Raw genomic sequence first — 16930 nt, forward strand, 5'->3', positions numbered from 1 at the left:
GGATCATCAGCCACCCCGTCTGCCTGTGCCGCAAAGCTCTGCCTATCCGGAGCGGATCGACTTCACGGCAATTCCCAATTCAACGGCGTGAGCGTCAGGTCGCCGGCATCGCTTTCGTCCGGACGGCGGCCCAACCATGTGGTCCAGCCAAGCCGCCCCTGCTGGCCGAGCTTCAGCTTCGGAACCTGGTCGGCGCGGAGGACGAGCCCGAGGGTCCAGTCCAGTTCGTCTCCGACATAGTTGCGCACCAGCGGCACCATCAGGCCGACGCTCTCCCCACCGGGCAGCAGCCGCTCATACTCTTCCAGGGTCAGCGGCCCCATGACGATGCGAAAGCGGTGATAGAACAACCTGATGCGCCGGCCCACCGTGGCGGTGACGCCGAGCGTGCCGTTCTCAGGATCCGCACCGAGTGCCAGGCGCTGGCCCGGTGCGATCTCGACCCATTTCGGATCGAACTCCCGGATCCTGACGGGCATTGCGTAGAAGGCGCTCAGGATGGCCTGAAGCCCTTCGGCATTGCGGGTGTGGGAACCCAGGCGCCCGGCGAAGTGCAGCTTGGCGAGATCCGGCATCCCGTCCCTGCCCCGGAGCTCCGGCATGCCATAGCCCGCCAAGGCGCCGATCCGGGCAGCGAAGCCATCCTCGCCGGGACGGTCGTGGGACACCGTCGGCTCGCTCGCCGCCCAGGCGCGGAACAGCAGCGAGGCCATGCGGTGGTGGAAGATGTCGGCGAAGCAGGCGAACGCTTCATCGCCAGCGTTATGGAGACGCTGATGGGCATACTCGGTCAGGTGCAGCGGCAGCGGACCGTTGGGACCGAACAGGCCGAAGAAGAAGGTCATGATCCGGGTATGGCCACCGTCCGGCCAGACGCTTTCCAGCGCGCGGGGCGGAAAGATCGTGCTCGGTGACTGGCCGAGCCGAACCGGGTCCTCCCCCGGATGCCGTGACTCCCCTATCCTCGGACCGGGCGGCGAGTTGGCATCGATCCGGCGCAGCAAGGCGAAGAAGTCGAATTTCTCCGGCGCCCGACCCGCCTCGCGGAGGATTTCGGACAGCGCGTCGCGAGCCGGCGGGGCGGCGCCGTCGGGCATCAGGCCTGCCGCCGGCGCCCAAGCTTCATCTGCCATCGCATGATCTCCCCGCGCTGCGTCGTCCGCAGGACGCTCTCCGTGAACGAGTTGATCGAGACGTACTGGGCGAAGAAGTGGTCCAGCACCGCGGCGAAGGGAAAACAACCGATCCCCTCGAAGGCGGCTTCATCAAGCGTCGTCTCGATCTCCAGGCCGCGCGCCACCGCCGCAAGGCCGCCCGAAGGAAGACGGCGGACGATGGGACGCGACCGGATATTGCGCGTACCCGCAACCTGCTGCATGGCACCGGCGTCGCCGGGATCGGCGTATAGCCGGAGCAGCGCCCGCAGGGCATCGGCTCCCCCATCACCGGTGTCGGTGAGCGACAGATGGTTGAGCGAGAGATGGCTGATCAGATGCCAGGCGACCTCTCCTTCGGCGGGCGATGGACGGGGCTTGGTGGGACCGGCGATGCAGCGGATCCGGGCGACCGGTGCTCCGATCTCCAGCGTGAAATCGGTCTCGCCGCGACCGACGGGCATCAGCAGCGGCAGGTCGCGGTTGGTACACAGGCACCGGACAGCCAATTGCCGCAGGCTGGGCCGGTAGGGCGCCGCGTGTGCGTCGACGATGGAGACGAAGACGTCGCTCCCCCCATAGGATGTCCGCTGCCCTTCCCTCTGCTCACTGCTGGAGACGAGGCGCGGCGCGCGCCGGATCGTATAATAGGAGCCGCCGGCCGCTTTCGGTTCGAGATCCTGGATGGCATAGAAGGGACGGAAGACCGTGGCGGCCGATCGGTCGTCGTGTTCACCCTGGACATCCAGCACGGAATGCACCTCGACATCGAGCGGACGGACCCGGTCGACGGGAAGATGGTACTCGAAGGTCCGCTCGCTCACGACGATGCGATCCGCCTGCCGCTCGAACAGGTTGACGATCGGGCTGGCGAACAGGACCATGGATTCGCGGGTGAGGCCGCGTTGCAGCCGCGGCTCGATCCGGCGGAGCAGGAAGACGAGTTCGAGGTCCTCGCCGCTCGACGACCGGACGGCGTCCGCCAGCCCTCCGATCTCTACAAACAAGGCCCGCTCCGGCAGGGCGAAGTATTCCTGCAAGGCCCGATAGCCCGTGAAGGAACGCGCCGGGAAGGGCAGCAACGCCTCATCGTCGCCGAACCCGACATGCAGGACATGGGCGGCGGCGATCACTTCCTGCCAGGGCGAGGGACGGACGATGGGCCGGGCGACGACAGCCGTCACGTCGGCCAGCAGCTGTTCGGCCAGCGCGCCGCCGGTACCGCCGGCCGGCGGCAGGTAGAGCCGGAGCGACTTAAGCTTCAGGCGGTCGAAGGGCATGCCGTTGGTCGTGCGAAGCCGCACCCGCAAGGCGGCCGCCATGCCATGCCGCTTGTCGATGGCCAGTCCCGATATCTCGGACGCCGCCGCGAAATAATCGACGGCGGTGATCATGATCGGCCAGAGATGGACATCCTGGGCGGTCCTGAATTCGCACTGGGTGACGGCATCAGCGGCCAGTTGCCCCACCAGGGCCGTCCCGCGCGGAATCAGGTAGCCGTTCTCCAGCCGCCCGCCCTCCCGGTCCGGATCGAAACGCGCGATGCCCAGCGACGGCGTAGGCGCCAGGAAATGAGGGTAAACCATTTCCAGCAGGTGCTGGGTGAAGGCGGGAAACCGGGCGTCGAGCTTCAGTTGGACGCGCGCGGCCAGGAAGGCGAAGCCTTCGAGCAGGCGTTCGACATAGGGGTCGGAGACGTCGGCCGTATCCATGCCGAGCCGGCCGGCGATCTTGGGAAAGGACCGGGCGAACTCGCCTCCCATTTCCCGGATGTGGTGAAGCTCCTGATTGTAGAAGCGCAGGAAGGTTTCGTCCATCTACTCCGCCTCGGCAGGTTGTTCGGCTATCCTGACGGTGTTGCGATCCCGGTCCACTTCCGTCCGGAGCCTCAGGCGAAGCGGCACCGGCTGCGCCCAGAGATCGGCCTCGATGATGAAGACCAGCGTGGTGTCGCTGGAGCCGGCCGGAAGCAGCTTGACCTGGACGCCGCTCATCAGGCGGGGTTCGAAAACCGTCAGCGCTTCCTGGATCGCCCGCTCGAAGTCGCTGCGGTCCGTGGTGCCGCCGCCCTGCCCGGCCATCGGCCGCACGCCGAAGTTCAAGACACTCGTGGCGACCTCCGGATAATCGGAGAGATCGACCGACGAGCCCAGCGGGGTCGCGTTCAACAACCAGGAAACGTCACGCAGGATGACCGCGCGCAGCTGCGAGAGCGAAAAGCTGCGCCCGCCGTCCGTGAGGCGGTCCAGGAGGGAGGGCTGGACGAGATCGCGATAGCTGGCCTTGGACATAGGAGATCACCGGAGCAGGAGGGGGAATTCGGATCGGCGCAGCCGTCAGGCCACATTGCCATTAGAGCCGTGCCCGATCAGGTCGATCCGCCCGAGACAGCTGATGCAATGCGTTGCGCCATGGGCGCAACCTACGATCGTCGGTCCGCATCACCTCCACCCTGTGTCGAAACGTAGGTTGCGCCCATGGCGCAACACAGTGCCGCGAGTGGAGCGGCCAGCCGCGTTGACCGAAGCGGTTCAACCTGATCGGAATCCGCTCTATGTCACCTTGTCGGTGGCGCTGTTGGCGATCTGGCTCCAGGCGCTTTCGCCGGCATCGACCAGTTGGCCGGCCTTGTCCTGTTTCTTGTAGGCGATCTTGCAGGCGCCGAAACGGAAGACGATCGATTCGTCAGGGGCGGGATCGCCGTAGCTCCACTCGATGCGTTCGACCGCCAGCATGGAGAAGGTCCAGGTCAGGAACACGTTGGACTGCGCCTGGGTGCCCGCTCCCTTGTCGCCGGTCGACTTCAGCAATACCAGCTGCACATTATCGAAATGCGCGCCGCTGCCGCAGGCGACGAAGAGATCGGCGGACGCCGTATCTACTTGTTTCCTGATTGAAAACGCCTCGAACTCGGCCTTGCCCGCGCCGGCGCCGGCGGTGTGGGACGTGATGTTCAGCTTGTTCTCGAGCGAGAAGCTCCACTCGTCGCCAAGGGTGATCGCGTTGGCCTTGAGCTTCGACTCACCCTTGGGATGAATGCCGCTCTTCGAGGCTTGCGTGAAGAGAAGATAGGCATCGAAAGACATGATGAACTCCGGTGGAGAAGGATGATCCCTGAACTCACGCCAGCTTGGCGGAAGGCAGCCGGGACACGAGGCGAAGCGAAACCGTCAGCCCTTCGAGCTGGAAATGCGGCCTCAGGTAGAAGCGGGCCTGGTAGTAGCCTGGATTGTCCTGGACCTCCTCGACGATGACCTCGGCGGCGGCCAGGGGTTTCTTCGCCTTGTCCTCCTCGCTCGCAAGGTTCGGAGACGAGTGGACGTAGTTCTGTATCCAGCGATTGAGCCAGGCCTCGACGTCCGACCGGTCCTTGAAGGAACCGATCTTGTCGCGCACCAGGCACTTCAGGTAATGGGCGAAACGCGACGTCGCGAACATGTAAGGCAGCCTGGCGCTCAACTCGGCATTGGCCGAGGCGTCCGGATCGTCGTACTTGACCGGCTTGTTGAGGGTCTGCGCCCCGATGAAGACCGCCATGTCGGTGTTCTTCCGGTGGAGCATCGGCAGCAGCCCGTTCTTGGAAAGCTCCGCCTCGCGCCGGTCGCTGATCGCGATCTCGGTAGGACACTTCAAGTCCACGCCGCCGTCGTCGCTCGGAAAGGTGTGGGCGGGAAGTCCCTCGACCAAGCCACCGGATTCGACCCCGCGGATCTGCGACATCCAGCCATACAGCTTGTAGGAGCGGGTGATGTTGACGCCCATCGCGTAGGCGGCGTTGCACCACAGATATTTGCCGCTGTCGCCGCCGTCGACGTCCTCCTCGAAGGCGAATTCCGCGACGGGGTCGGTCTTGCTGCCGTAGGGCAGGCGTCCGAGCGTGCGGGGCAATGTCAGCGCGATATAGCGCGAGTCCTCGGAGTCCCGCAGCGATCGCCAGGCCGCGTATTCCGGCGTCTGGAAGATCTTGGTGAGATCGCGCGGATTGGCGAGTTCCTGCCAGGATTCCATGTTGAGGAGTTGGGGGGCCGCGGCGGCGATGAAGGGGGCATGCGCCGCCGCCGCGATCTGGCCGAGCGACGCGAGCAGCTCGACGTCGGGCGGCGTGTGGTCGAAGTGGAAGTCGCCGATCAGGCAGCCGTAAGGCTCGCCGCCGATCTGGCCGAACTCCTCCTCGTAGATCTTCTTGAACAGCGGGCTCTGATCCCAGGCGATCCCGCGGTACTTCCGCGCGGAACGCGCCAGCTCCTTCTTGCTGGTGTTCAGCACCCGGATCTTCAGGGTTTCGTCGGTTTCGGTGTTGAAGACGAGCTGGTGAAGGCCGCGCCATGCCGCTTCCAGCTGCTGGAAATCGGGATGATGGATGATCAGGTTCAGCTGCTCGGTCAGCTTGCGGTCGAGTTCCGCGACGATCGCCTGGATCGTGGCGACGGCATCGTCGCCGATCAGCTGGGTCTCGGCCAGCGCCTGCCCTGCCAAGGTCGCCACCGCGCGCTCGATCGCGTCGCGGTACTGTTCGGTGCGCGGCTTGAACTCGCGCTGAAGGAGCTGGGCGAAGCCGTCGTCGGTCAGGGTGGCTTCCGCGACGGGCGGTGCCGCCTGCTGCATCCGGGCCTGCTGCATCTGGTCCATGCTCATGACTGTGCTTCCCCTTCTTCCGATGCGGCGATCTCTTCGGAACCGGCCGGAGCGCCGGCCCTGGCCGACACGACCTTCAGCAACTCCGGGTCGGCGAGAAGCCGGCCCAGCAGGCGTTCGGCGCCGCTCTTGCCGTCCATGTATGTCAGCAGGTTGCCGAGCTCCGTCCGGGCATCCAGGAGCTTCCGGAGGGCATCGACCCGGCGCGCCACGGCGGCCGGCGAAAAGTCGTCCATCTGCTCGAACGTCAGGTCGACCGGCAGGCTTCCTTCGCCGGTCAGGGTGTTTTCGACGTTGATCGCCACCCGCGGCTTCATCGAGCGAAGCCTTGCGTCGAAGTTGTCGATATCGATCTCGACCATCTTGCGATCGGCCAGATCCGGCAGCGGCTCGACGCGCTTTCCGGAAAGATCGGCCAATACCCCCACGACGAAGGGCAACTGCACCTTCCGCTCGCTGCCGTACAGTTCGACGTCGTACTCGATCTGGACACGGGGCGCCCGGTTGCGGCGGATGAACTTCTGGCTGCTTGCTTTCAACATGATCTAATTTTCATCCTCTTCGATCGGTCCAGGACTGCGAAGCCCGGCCACATTGCGGAACTGGGGAGCGCCGTCGGGCGCCAGCTCCATCAGCAGCTCGAGAAAATCCCTCGACACCATCTGCTTGGCCCGCTCCAGCAGGATCGGGACGGGACTCGACGGCTCGTTGGTGCGGTACCATTGGCAGATGCGGTCAAGCAGGCCGATCACGTCGGAGCGGCCGGCTATCCCGCCGGTGATCGATCGCGGCGGATCGTCCTCCCGCCCGGTCCCGGCATCGGCCGGTTCGGCGGTGCGCCCGGGCCGGTGATCGTCGATCACCGACTTGACCTGCGCCAGCAGGTCCCTCAGCGGGTCCAGGCGGATCGCGTCGCCCGGCCCGACACGGGTCCGGATGCTGCCTTCGATGGCGGCCAGCGAGGCAAGACAGGATGCGATCGCGGCGCTCGCCTGGTCGAGCGCCGCCGGACCGGTCTCGCCGAACGCTCCCTCGACCTGGGCCAGCGTCGGACCTTCGCCGTCCGGGTTGCCATGCCGGACCGCCTGCCAGTCGTTGAAGGTGAAGCTGCCGACGCCGCGGGCGGCCGCAAGCGGAATACGCCGGATCTCGGCCAGCAATCCGGCTGAATCGCGGAGATTGGCAAGCGCGTTCAGGCGTATGGTCTGATCGCCCTCGTCGTCCGGGTCGGGGGCAGGGTGCAGTTCGTCCCAGTAGCCGTCAAGGAACCCGGCGATCAGCGAGAGACCGCCGGCAAGCCCGGCGAACCCCTCCGTACCGAGCCAGGCACGAGCCAGGGCGATCGCGATGCGGATGTCCTTGCTTCGCCCGGCAAGTTCGCCCCCCAGTTCCGCGACACGCCGCCAGTCCGGCGCGTCCCCGGCCACGGTCTGGTCGCCGGCCTGCCGCTCGGGTCCTGCACGGGTGGCGCGTTCCAATTCCAGGAAACCTGGATCATAGTCCAGGGGTTCACCGCACGGGGACGCTCCGTCGACGGGCTCAAGCAATTCCGCATGATCAGCGCTCCGCATCTTTCGCCTTCCGGGACTGCGATACACCAGCGGTGCCGATCCGATGATTTTCCGACACTGCATAGCGGGATTATTAAGTCATCTGCCGGAATGATCGTCATACGGGATTGGCATATCGACATGCCGGCAATGAAATCACCCTGAATTACATCGGTGAATATCGCTATTACCTAAACGCATGCAGGAACAGGCCGGAACCTGTCTATGTTGAGACCGTCGAATCTAGCTCTCAACAAGTCCACATCAGGCGGGCCGCGCGAATGTCGTGGAACAACAAGGTCATCTGGTCGGAGGGATTGTTCCTGCGGCCGCAGCACCTTCAGCAAGCCGATCGCTACATGGAGAAGTTCGTCCGCGGCCGAACCCAGGCGCTGCGCGGTTACGGCTGGGGGTTCACCGAACTCCGCATCAACCGTGAACTGCTGAGCCTCGGCAAGATCGCCATCGAACATGCAGCCGGCGTCATGGAGGACGGCACGCCTTTCACCATTCCCGACGAAGCCGATCAGCCGGCCCCCTTCGCTCCCCCCGGCAACCTGCGCAACGCGGTCATCCATCTGGCGCTGCCGGCCTATCAGCCGGGTGCAGCCGAAGCGGATGCCAGGACCGGAGATGAAGTCGTCACCCGCTACACGATCGCGGAACAGGACCTCGCCGACGGCAATGCCGGAGAACGGGAGCAGGTCGCGATCGACATCGGCCGCCTGCGCTTCCGGCTGATCGCCGAAGGCGCCGAACGGACGGGTTTCATCTCCATGCCGATCGTCCGCCTGATGGAGGTCCGAGCGGACCATCAGGTCGTCCTCGACGAGAGCTTCGTTCCTCCGGCGCTCGACTGCGCCTGCTCATCGGTCCTGGCCGGCTACGTGACCGAGATCGAGGGATTGCTGCATCACCGCGGCGAAGCCCTGGCGGCCCGCGTCTCGCAATCCGGGGCCAAGGGCGTCGCGGAAATCGCGGACTTCCTGATGCTCCAGATGATCAACCGTCACGAACCGTCCTTCGCCCATGTGAGCCGGTGTTCCACGGTGCACCCCGAGACGCTGTACGGCCTGATGGTTCAGCTTGCCGGCGAGCTTGCCACCTACGCCCGCCTGGACAAGCGGGCGCCTGCCTGTCCGGCATACCGGCACGAGGATCTGGCGGCGACGTTCCAGCCCGTCATCCAGTCGATCCGCCAGTCGCTGAACACCGTCCTGGAGCAGACGGCGATCCAGGTTCCGCTCCGCGAGCACAGGTACGGGATCCATCTGGCCGAAGTGAACGACCGGACCCTCTTCCGGACCTCGGCCTTCGTCCTGGCGGTACGCGCCGACGTCGAAGCGGAGCGGTTGCGCCGCGCCTTCCCCTCCCAGGTGAAGATCGGCCCGGTCGAGCGGATCAAGGAACTGGTCAACGTGGCTTTGCCGGGAATGGTCGTCGATCCGCTTCCGGTGGCGCCCCGCCAGATCCCGTTCCATGTCGGCGTGACTTACTTCGAGATCGACCGGAACAGCGCCTTCTGGAAGGAGATGCAGACCTCCGGCGGCCTGGCGCTGCATGTCGCGGGTGATTTTCCCAACCTCGAAATGACCCTCTGGGCGATCCGCGGCGATTGAGCGCCGCGACCGGCCCCTTCGTCCCGCCCATCCGTCCAGCCGTGGAGGCACGAACCCATGCCATTGGTCTTGCGCGTCGAGGGACCGGGAACGATCCGGTACCGCGGGTCGGACTTGCCCGAGCTGATCGAGATCGACGACCGGCTGACGGTCGGCCGCGACGAGAGGAACGACCTCGTCCTGAGCGACGAACGACGGGGCATCTCGACCGAACATTGCCGCATCGAACGCATCGACCGGGATTATGCGGTGACCGACCGCAGCCGCAACGGCACCTTCCTCAATGACGACACCGTGGCGATCGGACTTGGCAAGCATGCTCCGCTGAAGGCCGGCGACGTGATCCGGATCGGCGAATTCGCCCTTCATGTCGTCTCGGTACAGGCGCTCATGCCGCTTCCGGTTCCTGAAGAACCGCACCCTCCGCCCGCCGAAGCCTTTTCCGAACCGCAAGTCCCCGGCCCGGCGCGATCGATGTGGCCGCCCGACGACGGCGAACAGCCGGCCGAAGACATGACCTTCCGGGGCGTCGGCAGAAACGCTTTCGCGGACCATCTGCGGCCGGAAGCCTCGGTCTTTGTGGCACCCGCCGTCGGGCGCGAACGGATTCCGGACGATTGGAAATTTCCAGCCGAAACGCCACCCCGCGACATCGGAAGGATCGAACGCCCACCGCCGGCTGACGTGACCAAGCCGGTCGGCATCGACAAGCCGGCCCCGATCGACGATCCGACGGAAGACCCGGCGTCGAAAGCGGTCGATGCGATGCTCAACATCTGCGGGTTGACGCGAGGCGACGTGCCGGACGATCGCCTTGTCGAAGTGATGAGCCGCATGGCGCACGCCTTCCGCATAGCGGTCGGCAATCTCCACGCCATGCTGCTCGCACGCTCGGAAGCCAAGCAGGAATTCGGGGCCGAGCGGACGATGATCGCGCGGCTGGACAACAATGCGCTGAAGTTTCCGATGGACATGAACGCCGCCCTGAGGACGCTGATGATGAACGACATGGCCGGCTTCCTGCCGGCGGAGCGGGCGGTCGCCCAGGCCTTCGACGATATCAAGGCTCATCAGGTAAGCCTGCTGGCCACCACCCAGGCGACGCTTCAGATGCTGGTGCGCCAATTGGCGCCGGGATCGGTCACCGCCGGGATGAAACGCGGCCCCATGGCCGGATGGGTACCGATCCTCGCCAAGGCGCGCGCCTGGGACCGTTATGTTGAGTTGCACGGCAGCATCGACGACGATCTCGCGGCCGGCGACATGAGGATGCCGGCCGACATGTCGCCCCGTGCCTCCGCGCCGCGCTCGGCGGACGGCCGGCCGCTCCGCCGAAGGGCGAAGCCGGCAACTCCCGCGACCGGGAGCCCGACGTCATGACCGCCGACCGGACCGCGATCATTCCCGCCGACGTCTTCCTGGGTCTCCAGCGGGGCTACGACACGGTTGACCCGCCAGGGCAGGACTCGTCCAGGCCGTGGGAGCGGATCAGCCTCGGCCGTACCAGTCCGCTCGTCATGGCGGCGGCACCGCTGCTCAGCCTGTGCGGGCGCATCAGGAGCCAGGCGTCGCATGCCGACGTCGATACCCTGCGCCTGCATGTCCTGGGCGAGATCGACCGTTTCGAGCGCAGGATCACGCCTCTCGGCCTGTCGGCGCGTTCGATCCGGGCGGGCAAGTACGCTCTCTGCGCGACGATAGACGATATCGTCCTCAATACCCCCTGGGGCGGCAACAGTGTCTGGACGACCCGGAGCATGGTCGGCACGCTGTTCAGCGAAACCTGGGGCGGCGATCGCTTCTTCGACCTGCTGGCCCAGCTGAAGCGGGATCCCGGAAACAACATCGACCTGATCGAGCTGCTCTATTACTGCATCAGCCTCGGTTTCGAGGGAAAGTACCGGATAGCGCCGCGCGGCGCGTCGGAACTCGCCACGGTTCGCGAGGACCTGTATCGCCTGATCTGCAACGTCCGGGGCGACTTCGAGCGCGACATCTCTCCGCACTGGCGCGGTACCGGCCTCGGACATCGCGGCCCCGATGCCGTGGTGCCGCCCTGGATCGCCGCGGCAGTGGCTGCGGCCTTGCTGATCCTGCTCATCTGCGGTCTCGCCCTCGCGATCAACCGGCGCTCCGATGCCATGTTTTCGGACTTGGCGGCCCTGCCGCCGGCCGGCGCCGTCGATCTGATCCGTGCGGCCCCCGCCCCGCCGCCCCCTCCCCCGCCGCCGGAGGTCGCCGCCGGCCGGACGGAAGCGCTGCGGAAGTTCCTGGAACCCGAGATCCGCGACGGGCTGGTATCGGTGCGGGAGGATGCCCAGACGATCGGCGTCCGGATCGCGGGGGACGGGATGTTCTCCTCCGGCCGCGCCGACGTGCTTGAGCGGTTCGAGCCCCTGCTAGCCCGCATCGGCCAGGCGCTGAACGACCAGCCGGGCGAGATCCTGGTCACCGGCCATACCGACAGCCTGCCGATCCGCTCCCTGAAGTTCCCGTCCAACTGGGACCTCTCGCTGGCGCGAGCGAAGGCGGCGGCCGCCCTGATCGGCGGGGCCATGGCGGATCCGTCGCGGCTGACCTCGGAAGGGAAAGACTCGAGCCAGCCGGTCGCCTCGAACGACACGGACCAAGGGCGCAAACTGAACCGGCGGATCGAGCTGGTCATCCTCAAGGCCCAATGAGGGAAAAATCGATGATCGATGCTCTGAAGCTGCCGATCTCCCCGCGGACGGGGTTCATTCTCTGCGGCCTCGCCGTCGTTTCCGGGACGGCCTTCGTCATCGGGCCGCTGATTTCGATCGGTGGCGCCGATCCCTTCTCCAGCCTTGCCGGCAGGATCGGCTTCGCCGCGCTGGCACCGGGGATCTACGGCGTGACGAGGCTGGTCGAGAGCTGGAGGACGTTCCGGCAGAACGCGGCCATGCTCGATACGGCGGTCAGGCCGGACGCCGATGCCGCCGGCGGGGCCGAGGACGTCCGGGAAAGCGCGGAGATAGCCCGGCGCCTGCGGGAAGCCCTGTCGGTGCTCAGGAAGCGCCGCTTCCAGGGAGCCGCGGGCAAACGCTGGCTGTACCAGATCCCCTGGTACGTCATCATCGGACCGCCGGGTTCCGGCAAGACGACGGCGCTGGTCAATGCCGGCCTCAGCTTCCCGCTTGCCGACCGGTTCGGCCGGAATGCCATGCGCGGCATCGGCGGGACGCGAAGCTGCGACTGGTGGTTCACCGACGAGGCCGTGCTGATCGACACCGCCGGCCGCTACACGACCCAGGACAGCGATGCCGGCAAGGACCATGCCGCCTGGCTGGGCTTCCTGCGCCTGCTGAGGCGGTATCGCCGCCGCCAGCCGCTGAACGGGCTGCTGGTGGCGATCGCGGTCGACGAGGTGACCGAAGGCGGGGAGGAGGCGCGTCTGGCGCATGCCCGGCTGATCCGCCGACGCATTCAGGAAGTCCAGGCCGAGTTGCAGATCCGCTTGCCGGTCTACCTGCTCCTGACCAAGGCGGACCTGATCTCCGGCTTTATCGAGTTCTTCGACGATCTCGGCCGCGAGGGCCGGCAGTCCGTCTGGGGCTTCACCTTCGACTGGGGTGGAAACCGGGATGGTGATCCGGACGTCACGCCGGTGGACCGCTTCGGCGGCGAATTCGACGCGCTGGTCGGCCGGCTGGACGAAAGGCTGATCGACCGGCTGCATCAGGAAAGCGATGGCGCTCGGCGCAATGTCGTCTACGGCTTTCCGCATCAGGTCGCCAGCATCAAGGACGCGCTGATCCAATTCGTCGAGGAGGCGTTCCGACCGAACTCCTTCGAGCAGGAGATCATGCTGCGCGGCGCCTATTTCGTCAGCGGCACCCAGGTCGGCACGCCGATCGACCGCGTCCTGTCCGCCATGAGAAGGAGCTTCGGGATCGGTCCCCAGCCGAAAGCGGCCGGTATCCAGGCGAAGCGCAGCTATTTCCTGACCCGCCTGCTGCGCGAGGTGGTGTTCGGCGAAGCCGGGTTGGCAAATGCCGATCCCCGGATCGAGCGGCACCGGCGCCGGATCGCCTGGAGCCTCCATGGCGCGATCGCCGTCCTGTGCGTCGCGGCCGCCGGGGTGGCGGGGGCCGGCTACATGCTCAACCGCACGCTGATCGCGAAGGTCGAGGCCGCCGCGGGCGACTACGCCTCGAAGGCGCGGGAGATGGACCTGGACCAGGTCGGCGATCTCGACCTCGCCCGTGTCCTGCCCCTGCTCAACGAGGTGCGCGACTTGCCCACCGGCTATGCGGAACGCGATCTGCCGCGTTCGTGGGTGGCGGGCCTGGGCCTGGACCAGACCGAAAAGCTCGGCTCGCAAACGGTCGGCGCCTATCGCCGCATCCTCGGCTCCGTACTGCTGCCGCGCCTGATCCTGAGATTGGAGGACCAGCTCCGCAGGCGCCCCGACGAACCGGAGTTCCTCTATCAGGCCCTGAAGGCCTATCTCATGCTCGGCGGACAGGGGCCGATGGACCGCGCGTTCGTCGGGCGCTGGTTCGAGTTCGAGATCAGGGCATCCTATCCCGACCAGCAGGACGCCCGGCTGCGGCAGGATCTCGGCGGCCACATCAAGGCCCTGCTCGAGCGTCCGTTGCCGCAAGTCGGCCTGGACGGCGATCTGGTGAGCCAGCTCCGCGCCGTCCTGAAACAGACTTCGCTCGCCAAGCAGACGCTCGACGCGATCGCCGCCGGTCCGGAGGCCGCGGCACTTCCCACCTGGACGATAGCCGATCATGCCGGCCCGGCCGGTACCTGGGTCTTCCGCCGCGCCAGCGGCCTGCCGCTCGCCGACGGCATTCCCGGCCTCTATACCCGCGACGGCTTCTTCAGGACCTTCCTGCCGCTGCTGCCCCATTACGCGGCGACGACGCGGCAGGAGGCGTGGGTCCTTGGCACCGGGCCGGCGACGTCGAGCCCGGAAGCCGAGGCGCAGCACGAACGCGATACCGTCGGTCTCTATCTCCAGGCGTTCGCGCTCCGATGGGACGGGCTGCTGGGCGACGTCGCCGTCAATCCGGCGAAATCCTACGACGATGCGTTGCGCACGCTGAGCATCCTGTCGTCGCCGACCTCGCCGATCCGCCTTCTGGTCGTCTCGGCCGGCACCGAGACCACGCTCGCACAGCCGGCCGGCGACGCGGCGCCCCCGGACCGTCAGGCGATGGCGGACGAGAAGCTCGCCAATCTCCTGCTTCGGCAGCGGAACCCCGACAGCATCGCCGCCCTGGCGGAGCGTTTCAGCGGCGAGCATTTCCGGGAGCTGCACGCCCTGAGCACGGTTCCGCCCGGCAGCCCGGCCGGCGCCCAACCTAGGATCGACGAGGTGATCGTCAGCCTCGGCAATCTCTACCGCTCGCTCAACCAGACCCGCTTCGGGGGAGCAAGCTCCGGGGACGCGCGGGGCGGCGGCCAGATCACGCCGCTGCAAGGCAGCGCCGACGGCGCGGCTGCCCTGGCCGAGATCGATGCGCAGGCCGCCAGCCTGCCGGCCCCGGTGCGCAACTGGATCACCGGCATCAGCCGGACCAGTTCCTCCCTGTCGGCGGACGGCGTTCGTCAACGGCTCACCGATGCGTGGCTTGGGAACGGCGGTCGGTTCTGTGCCCAGGCGACGGCCGGCCGCTACCCCTTCGACAGGAACGGCGCCGACGAAATCTCGCTCGAGGACTTCGCCCGGCTCTTCGCGAAAGGCGGGCTGATCGACAGCTTCTTCGAACAGAACCTGGCTGCCTTCGTGGACAAGTCTTCCAAGCCCTGGCGATGGCGCAAGTTCGGCTCGGTCGATCTGAAGCTGTCGCGGGAGTCCCTTGCCCAGTTCGAGCGGGCGGCACTGATCCGCGACGGCATGTTCCCGCCCGGCAGCGCCAGGCCGGAGGCCGGCTTCCGCTTGACGCTGGTGCGCACCAGTCCCGGAACGGACGGGATCGACGTCTCCGTCGGCGGCAGGACCGCCAGCCTTGTCGCGGGGAACGCCCGGTCGGCGCAACTGAGCTGGCCCGGGAACGATCCCGCCGCCGGCACGAGCGTGACCTTCAGGTCCGGTCTTCCCGACGCGCGTCCGGCCACGATCGCCATCGACGGTCCCTGGTCGCTGTTCCGCCTGCTCGACCGGAGCCTGCTTCGGGCCGACGCCGCGACGCGCGATCGTCTGTCCGTCCGGATCGCCGACGGTCCCGCGGAGGCCGATCTCTTCCTTCAGGAAAGCAGCCTTGCAAACCCGTTCGGGTCCAATCCCGCCGGCGCCTTCCGCTGCCCCGGAACGCTCTGACCAGGAACCTATCTCATGACCGTTCTGCGCATCGGCTATTACGGAAAGCTTCCCGCCAGAGCCGACTTCGTCGGCCGCCGTCTTCCCGAGGATTTCATCGAGCCCTGGGATGCCTGGATGCAATCGGCTCTCTCGGCCGGAGAGGCTGCGGGCGGCGAGGCCTGGAGGCAGCGCTTCCTGGAATCACCCACTTGGCGTTTCGCCCTGCCGGCCGGTTCCTGCGGCCGTACCGGCTGGACCGGAGCCCTTCGCCCGAGCGTGGATGCGGTCGGGCGCTGCTTTCCGTTCGTGCTGGCGGCGGAACTGCCGGGCGCCGCCGACATCCTCGCCGTCATGGATGCCGGTTCGGGATGGTACGAGACCTTGGAAGCGATGGCCGGCGCTACCGCCCGGCCAGACTTCGACCTCGAATGGCTGGACCGGCCGCTGCCGTCCCTCCGGTCCGCCGCCGGCGGCAGGGATCCATGGCCGTCGCTCGGCGGCATCTATTCCGGAGGGCTCTGGCACCGACTCCCCAGCATCCTGGCGGCGACGGCGGCACTGCGCCGGCAGCCATCGTCCGGGCGGGCGGCGGCGATCTGGTGGACGGCCGGCACGCCGGCGTTCGGATCCGGCATCGCCCTGACCTCGGGACTGATCCCTCCCGCCGCCTTCCCCGCCCTGATCGACGGTTCCTGGCGCGACCATGGCTGGACGGTGACGGACGGCACGGCGCAGGCCCACGATCCGGGCCCGGCCCCGCCGGAATGGGATCGGACGGCATGACATCGATCATAAGGAGGTCGCCATGCGGCTGATCGTGAAGTTCAACCTGGTGATCACGCTAGCTTTCTTGACCGGTCTGATCGTGTCGGCCCTGCTGATGCGGGAGAAGTTCGTTGCCGATGCCCGCACCGAGGTCCTCGCGAACGCCCGGATCATGATGCAGTCCAGCGACTCGATCATGCGCTACACCGAGCAGGAGGTCACCCCGCTGCCGCAGGCGCTCGGGCATGACAAGTTCGTCAGGGCGGCGGTACCGTTCTTCGCGGCCGGGTCGATCTTCGAGGACCTGCGCCGGCATTACCCGGACTATTCGGTCCGCAACGTGGCGCTCAACCCGACCAATCCGCGGGATCGTCCGACCGAGTCCGAAGCCGACATCGTGAACGGTTTCCGGTCCTTTCCCGACCGGACCGAAATGGTGACCGAGCGGCAGACGCCGAACGGCCCGATCATGAGCCTGTCGCGCCCGCTGGTCGCGGCGCCGGATTGCCTCGCCTGCCACAGCACGCCGGCCAATGCGCCGCCTGCCATGATCGACACCTACGGCAGCGCCAACGGCTTCGGCTGGCAACCCAACGAGACCGTTGGGGCGCAGATCGTCTCGGTGCCCCTCAGCCTGCCGCTCGCACGGGCCGAAGAGGCCGTCGCCCACCTGCTGCTCACCTGCGGGACGGTCTTCCTGGCCGTCCTCGCCGTGCTGAACCTCTTTCTCTATCACCTCGTCGTCAAGCCGATCCGGGATATGGCGAGGATCGCCAGCGACGTCAGCCTGGGCAAGCCGGACACGCCGGAATACGAGCGCCGGGGCAGCGACGAGATCGCGACCCTCAGCCTGTCGTTCAACCGGATGCGCCGCAGCCTGGAAGGCGCCCTTCGACTGATCGAGGGCACATGACCGCCTTGCCGGAAAATCCG

13 protein-coding genes are annotated in these 16930 nt (G+C 66.9%); 6 read left to right on the forward strand and 7 right to left on the reverse strand.

Annotation, left to right across the window (positions count from 1 at the left end):
• Positions 1 to 62: 62 nt before the first annotated feature.
• The 7 genes from tssG to tssA form a co-directional block, all read right to left on the reverse strand.
• Positions 63 to 1133 (reverse strand): type VI secretion system baseplate subunit TssG, encoded by a 1071-nt coding sequence (tssG, locus tag IGS68_RS28525; RefSeq protein ID WP_247881467.1) that lies wholly within the window; start codon positions 1131 to 1133, stop codon positions 63 to 65.
• Positions 1097 to 2971 carry a type VI secretion system baseplate subunit TssF gene (tssF, locus tag IGS68_RS28530; RefSeq protein WP_201082496.1) on the reverse strand — a complete coding sequence of 625 codons (1875 nt, stop codon included), beginning with the start codon at positions 2969 to 2971 and terminating at the stop codon, positions 1097 to 1099. Before tssF ends, tssG begins: the two co-directional genes overlap by 37 nt.
• The gene (tssE, locus tag IGS68_RS28535; protein WP_201082498.1) at positions 2972 to 3445 is read right to left on the reverse strand and encodes a type VI secretion system baseplate subunit TssE; all 474 of its coding nucleotides are present in this window, start codon (positions 3443 to 3445) and stop codon (positions 2972 to 2974) included.
• A gap of 261 nt (positions 3446 to 3706) precedes the next feature.
• Complete coding sequence (locus IGS68_RS28540; RefSeq protein WP_201082500.1) at positions 3707 to 4240, reverse strand: type VI secretion system tube protein Hcp; 534 nt, start codon at positions 4238 to 4240, stop codon at positions 3707 to 3709.
• A gap of 34 nt (positions 4241 to 4274) precedes the next feature.
• On the reverse strand, positions 4275 to 5759 hold the full coding sequence (gene tssC / locus IGS68_RS28545; RefSeq protein WP_201082817.1) for a type VI secretion system contractile sheath large subunit: 1485 nt from the start codon (positions 5757 to 5759) through the stop codon (positions 4275 to 4277).
• A 26-nt stretch (positions 5760 to 5785) separates the two neighbouring features.
• On the reverse strand, positions 5786 to 6331 hold the full coding sequence (tssB, locus tag IGS68_RS28550) for a type VI secretion system contractile sheath small subunit (protein ID WP_201082502.1): 546 nt from the start codon (positions 6329 to 6331) through the stop codon (positions 5786 to 5788).
• A 3-nt stretch (positions 6332 to 6334) separates the two neighbouring features.
• Complete coding sequence (tssA, locus tag IGS68_RS28555) at positions 6335 to 7423, reverse strand: type VI secretion system protein TssA (RefSeq protein ID WP_371821930.1); 1089 nt, start codon at positions 7421 to 7423, stop codon at positions 6335 to 6337.
• Positions 7424 to 7620: 197 nt separating this feature from the next.
• Here tssA and tssK point away from each other — a divergent pair, with 197 nt between their 5' ends.
• Genes tssK through IGS68_RS28585 form a run of 6 tightly spaced genes read left to right on the forward strand, consistent with a single transcriptional unit; the run spans position 7621 to position 16910 of the window.
• Positions 7621 to 8958, forward strand: coding sequence for a type VI secretion system baseplate subunit TssK (tssK, locus tag IGS68_RS28560; protein ID WP_201082506.1), 1338 nt, complete (start codon positions 7621 to 7623; stop codon positions 8956 to 8958).
• 57 nt (positions 8959 to 9015) lie between these two features.
• Positions 9016 to 10338: a type VI secretion system-associated FHA domain protein TagH gene (tagH, locus tag IGS68_RS28565; protein ID WP_201082508.1), complete on the forward strand. Its 1323-nt coding sequence runs from the start codon at positions 9016 to 9018 to the stop codon at positions 10336 to 10338.
• Positions 10335 to 11639, forward strand: a complete 1305-nt coding sequence (gene icmH / locus IGS68_RS28570) for a type IVB secretion system protein IcmH/DotU (RefSeq protein WP_201082509.1) — start codon at positions 10335 to 10337, stop codon at positions 11637 to 11639. Before tagH ends, icmH begins: the two co-directional genes overlap by 4 nt.
• An 11-nt stretch (positions 11640 to 11650) precedes the next feature.
• Positions 11651 to 15250: a type VI secretion system membrane subunit TssM gene (gene tssM / locus IGS68_RS28575; RefSeq protein ID WP_201082512.1), complete on the forward strand. Its 3600-nt coding sequence runs from the start codon at positions 11651 to 11653 to the stop codon at positions 15248 to 15250.
• A gap of 15 nt (positions 15251 to 15265) precedes the next feature.
• A complete protein-coding gene (gene tagF / locus IGS68_RS28580) occupies positions 15266 to 16015 on the forward strand; it encodes a type VI secretion system-associated protein TagF (RefSeq protein WP_201082513.1) in 750 nt (249 codons plus the stop codon).
• 22 nt (positions 16016 to 16037) lie between these two features.
• Entirely contained in the window at positions 16038 to 16910 is an 873-nt protein-coding gene (locus IGS68_RS28585) for a Tll0287-like domain-containing protein (protein ID WP_201082515.1), read from the forward strand.
• Positions 16911 to 16930 lie beyond the last annotated feature (20 nt).

The sequence above is a fragment of the Skermanella sp. TT6 genome, from assembly GCF_016653635.2.
Classification (GTDB): Bacteria; Pseudomonadota; Alphaproteobacteria; order Azospirillales; family Azospirillaceae; genus Skermanella; species Skermanella cutis.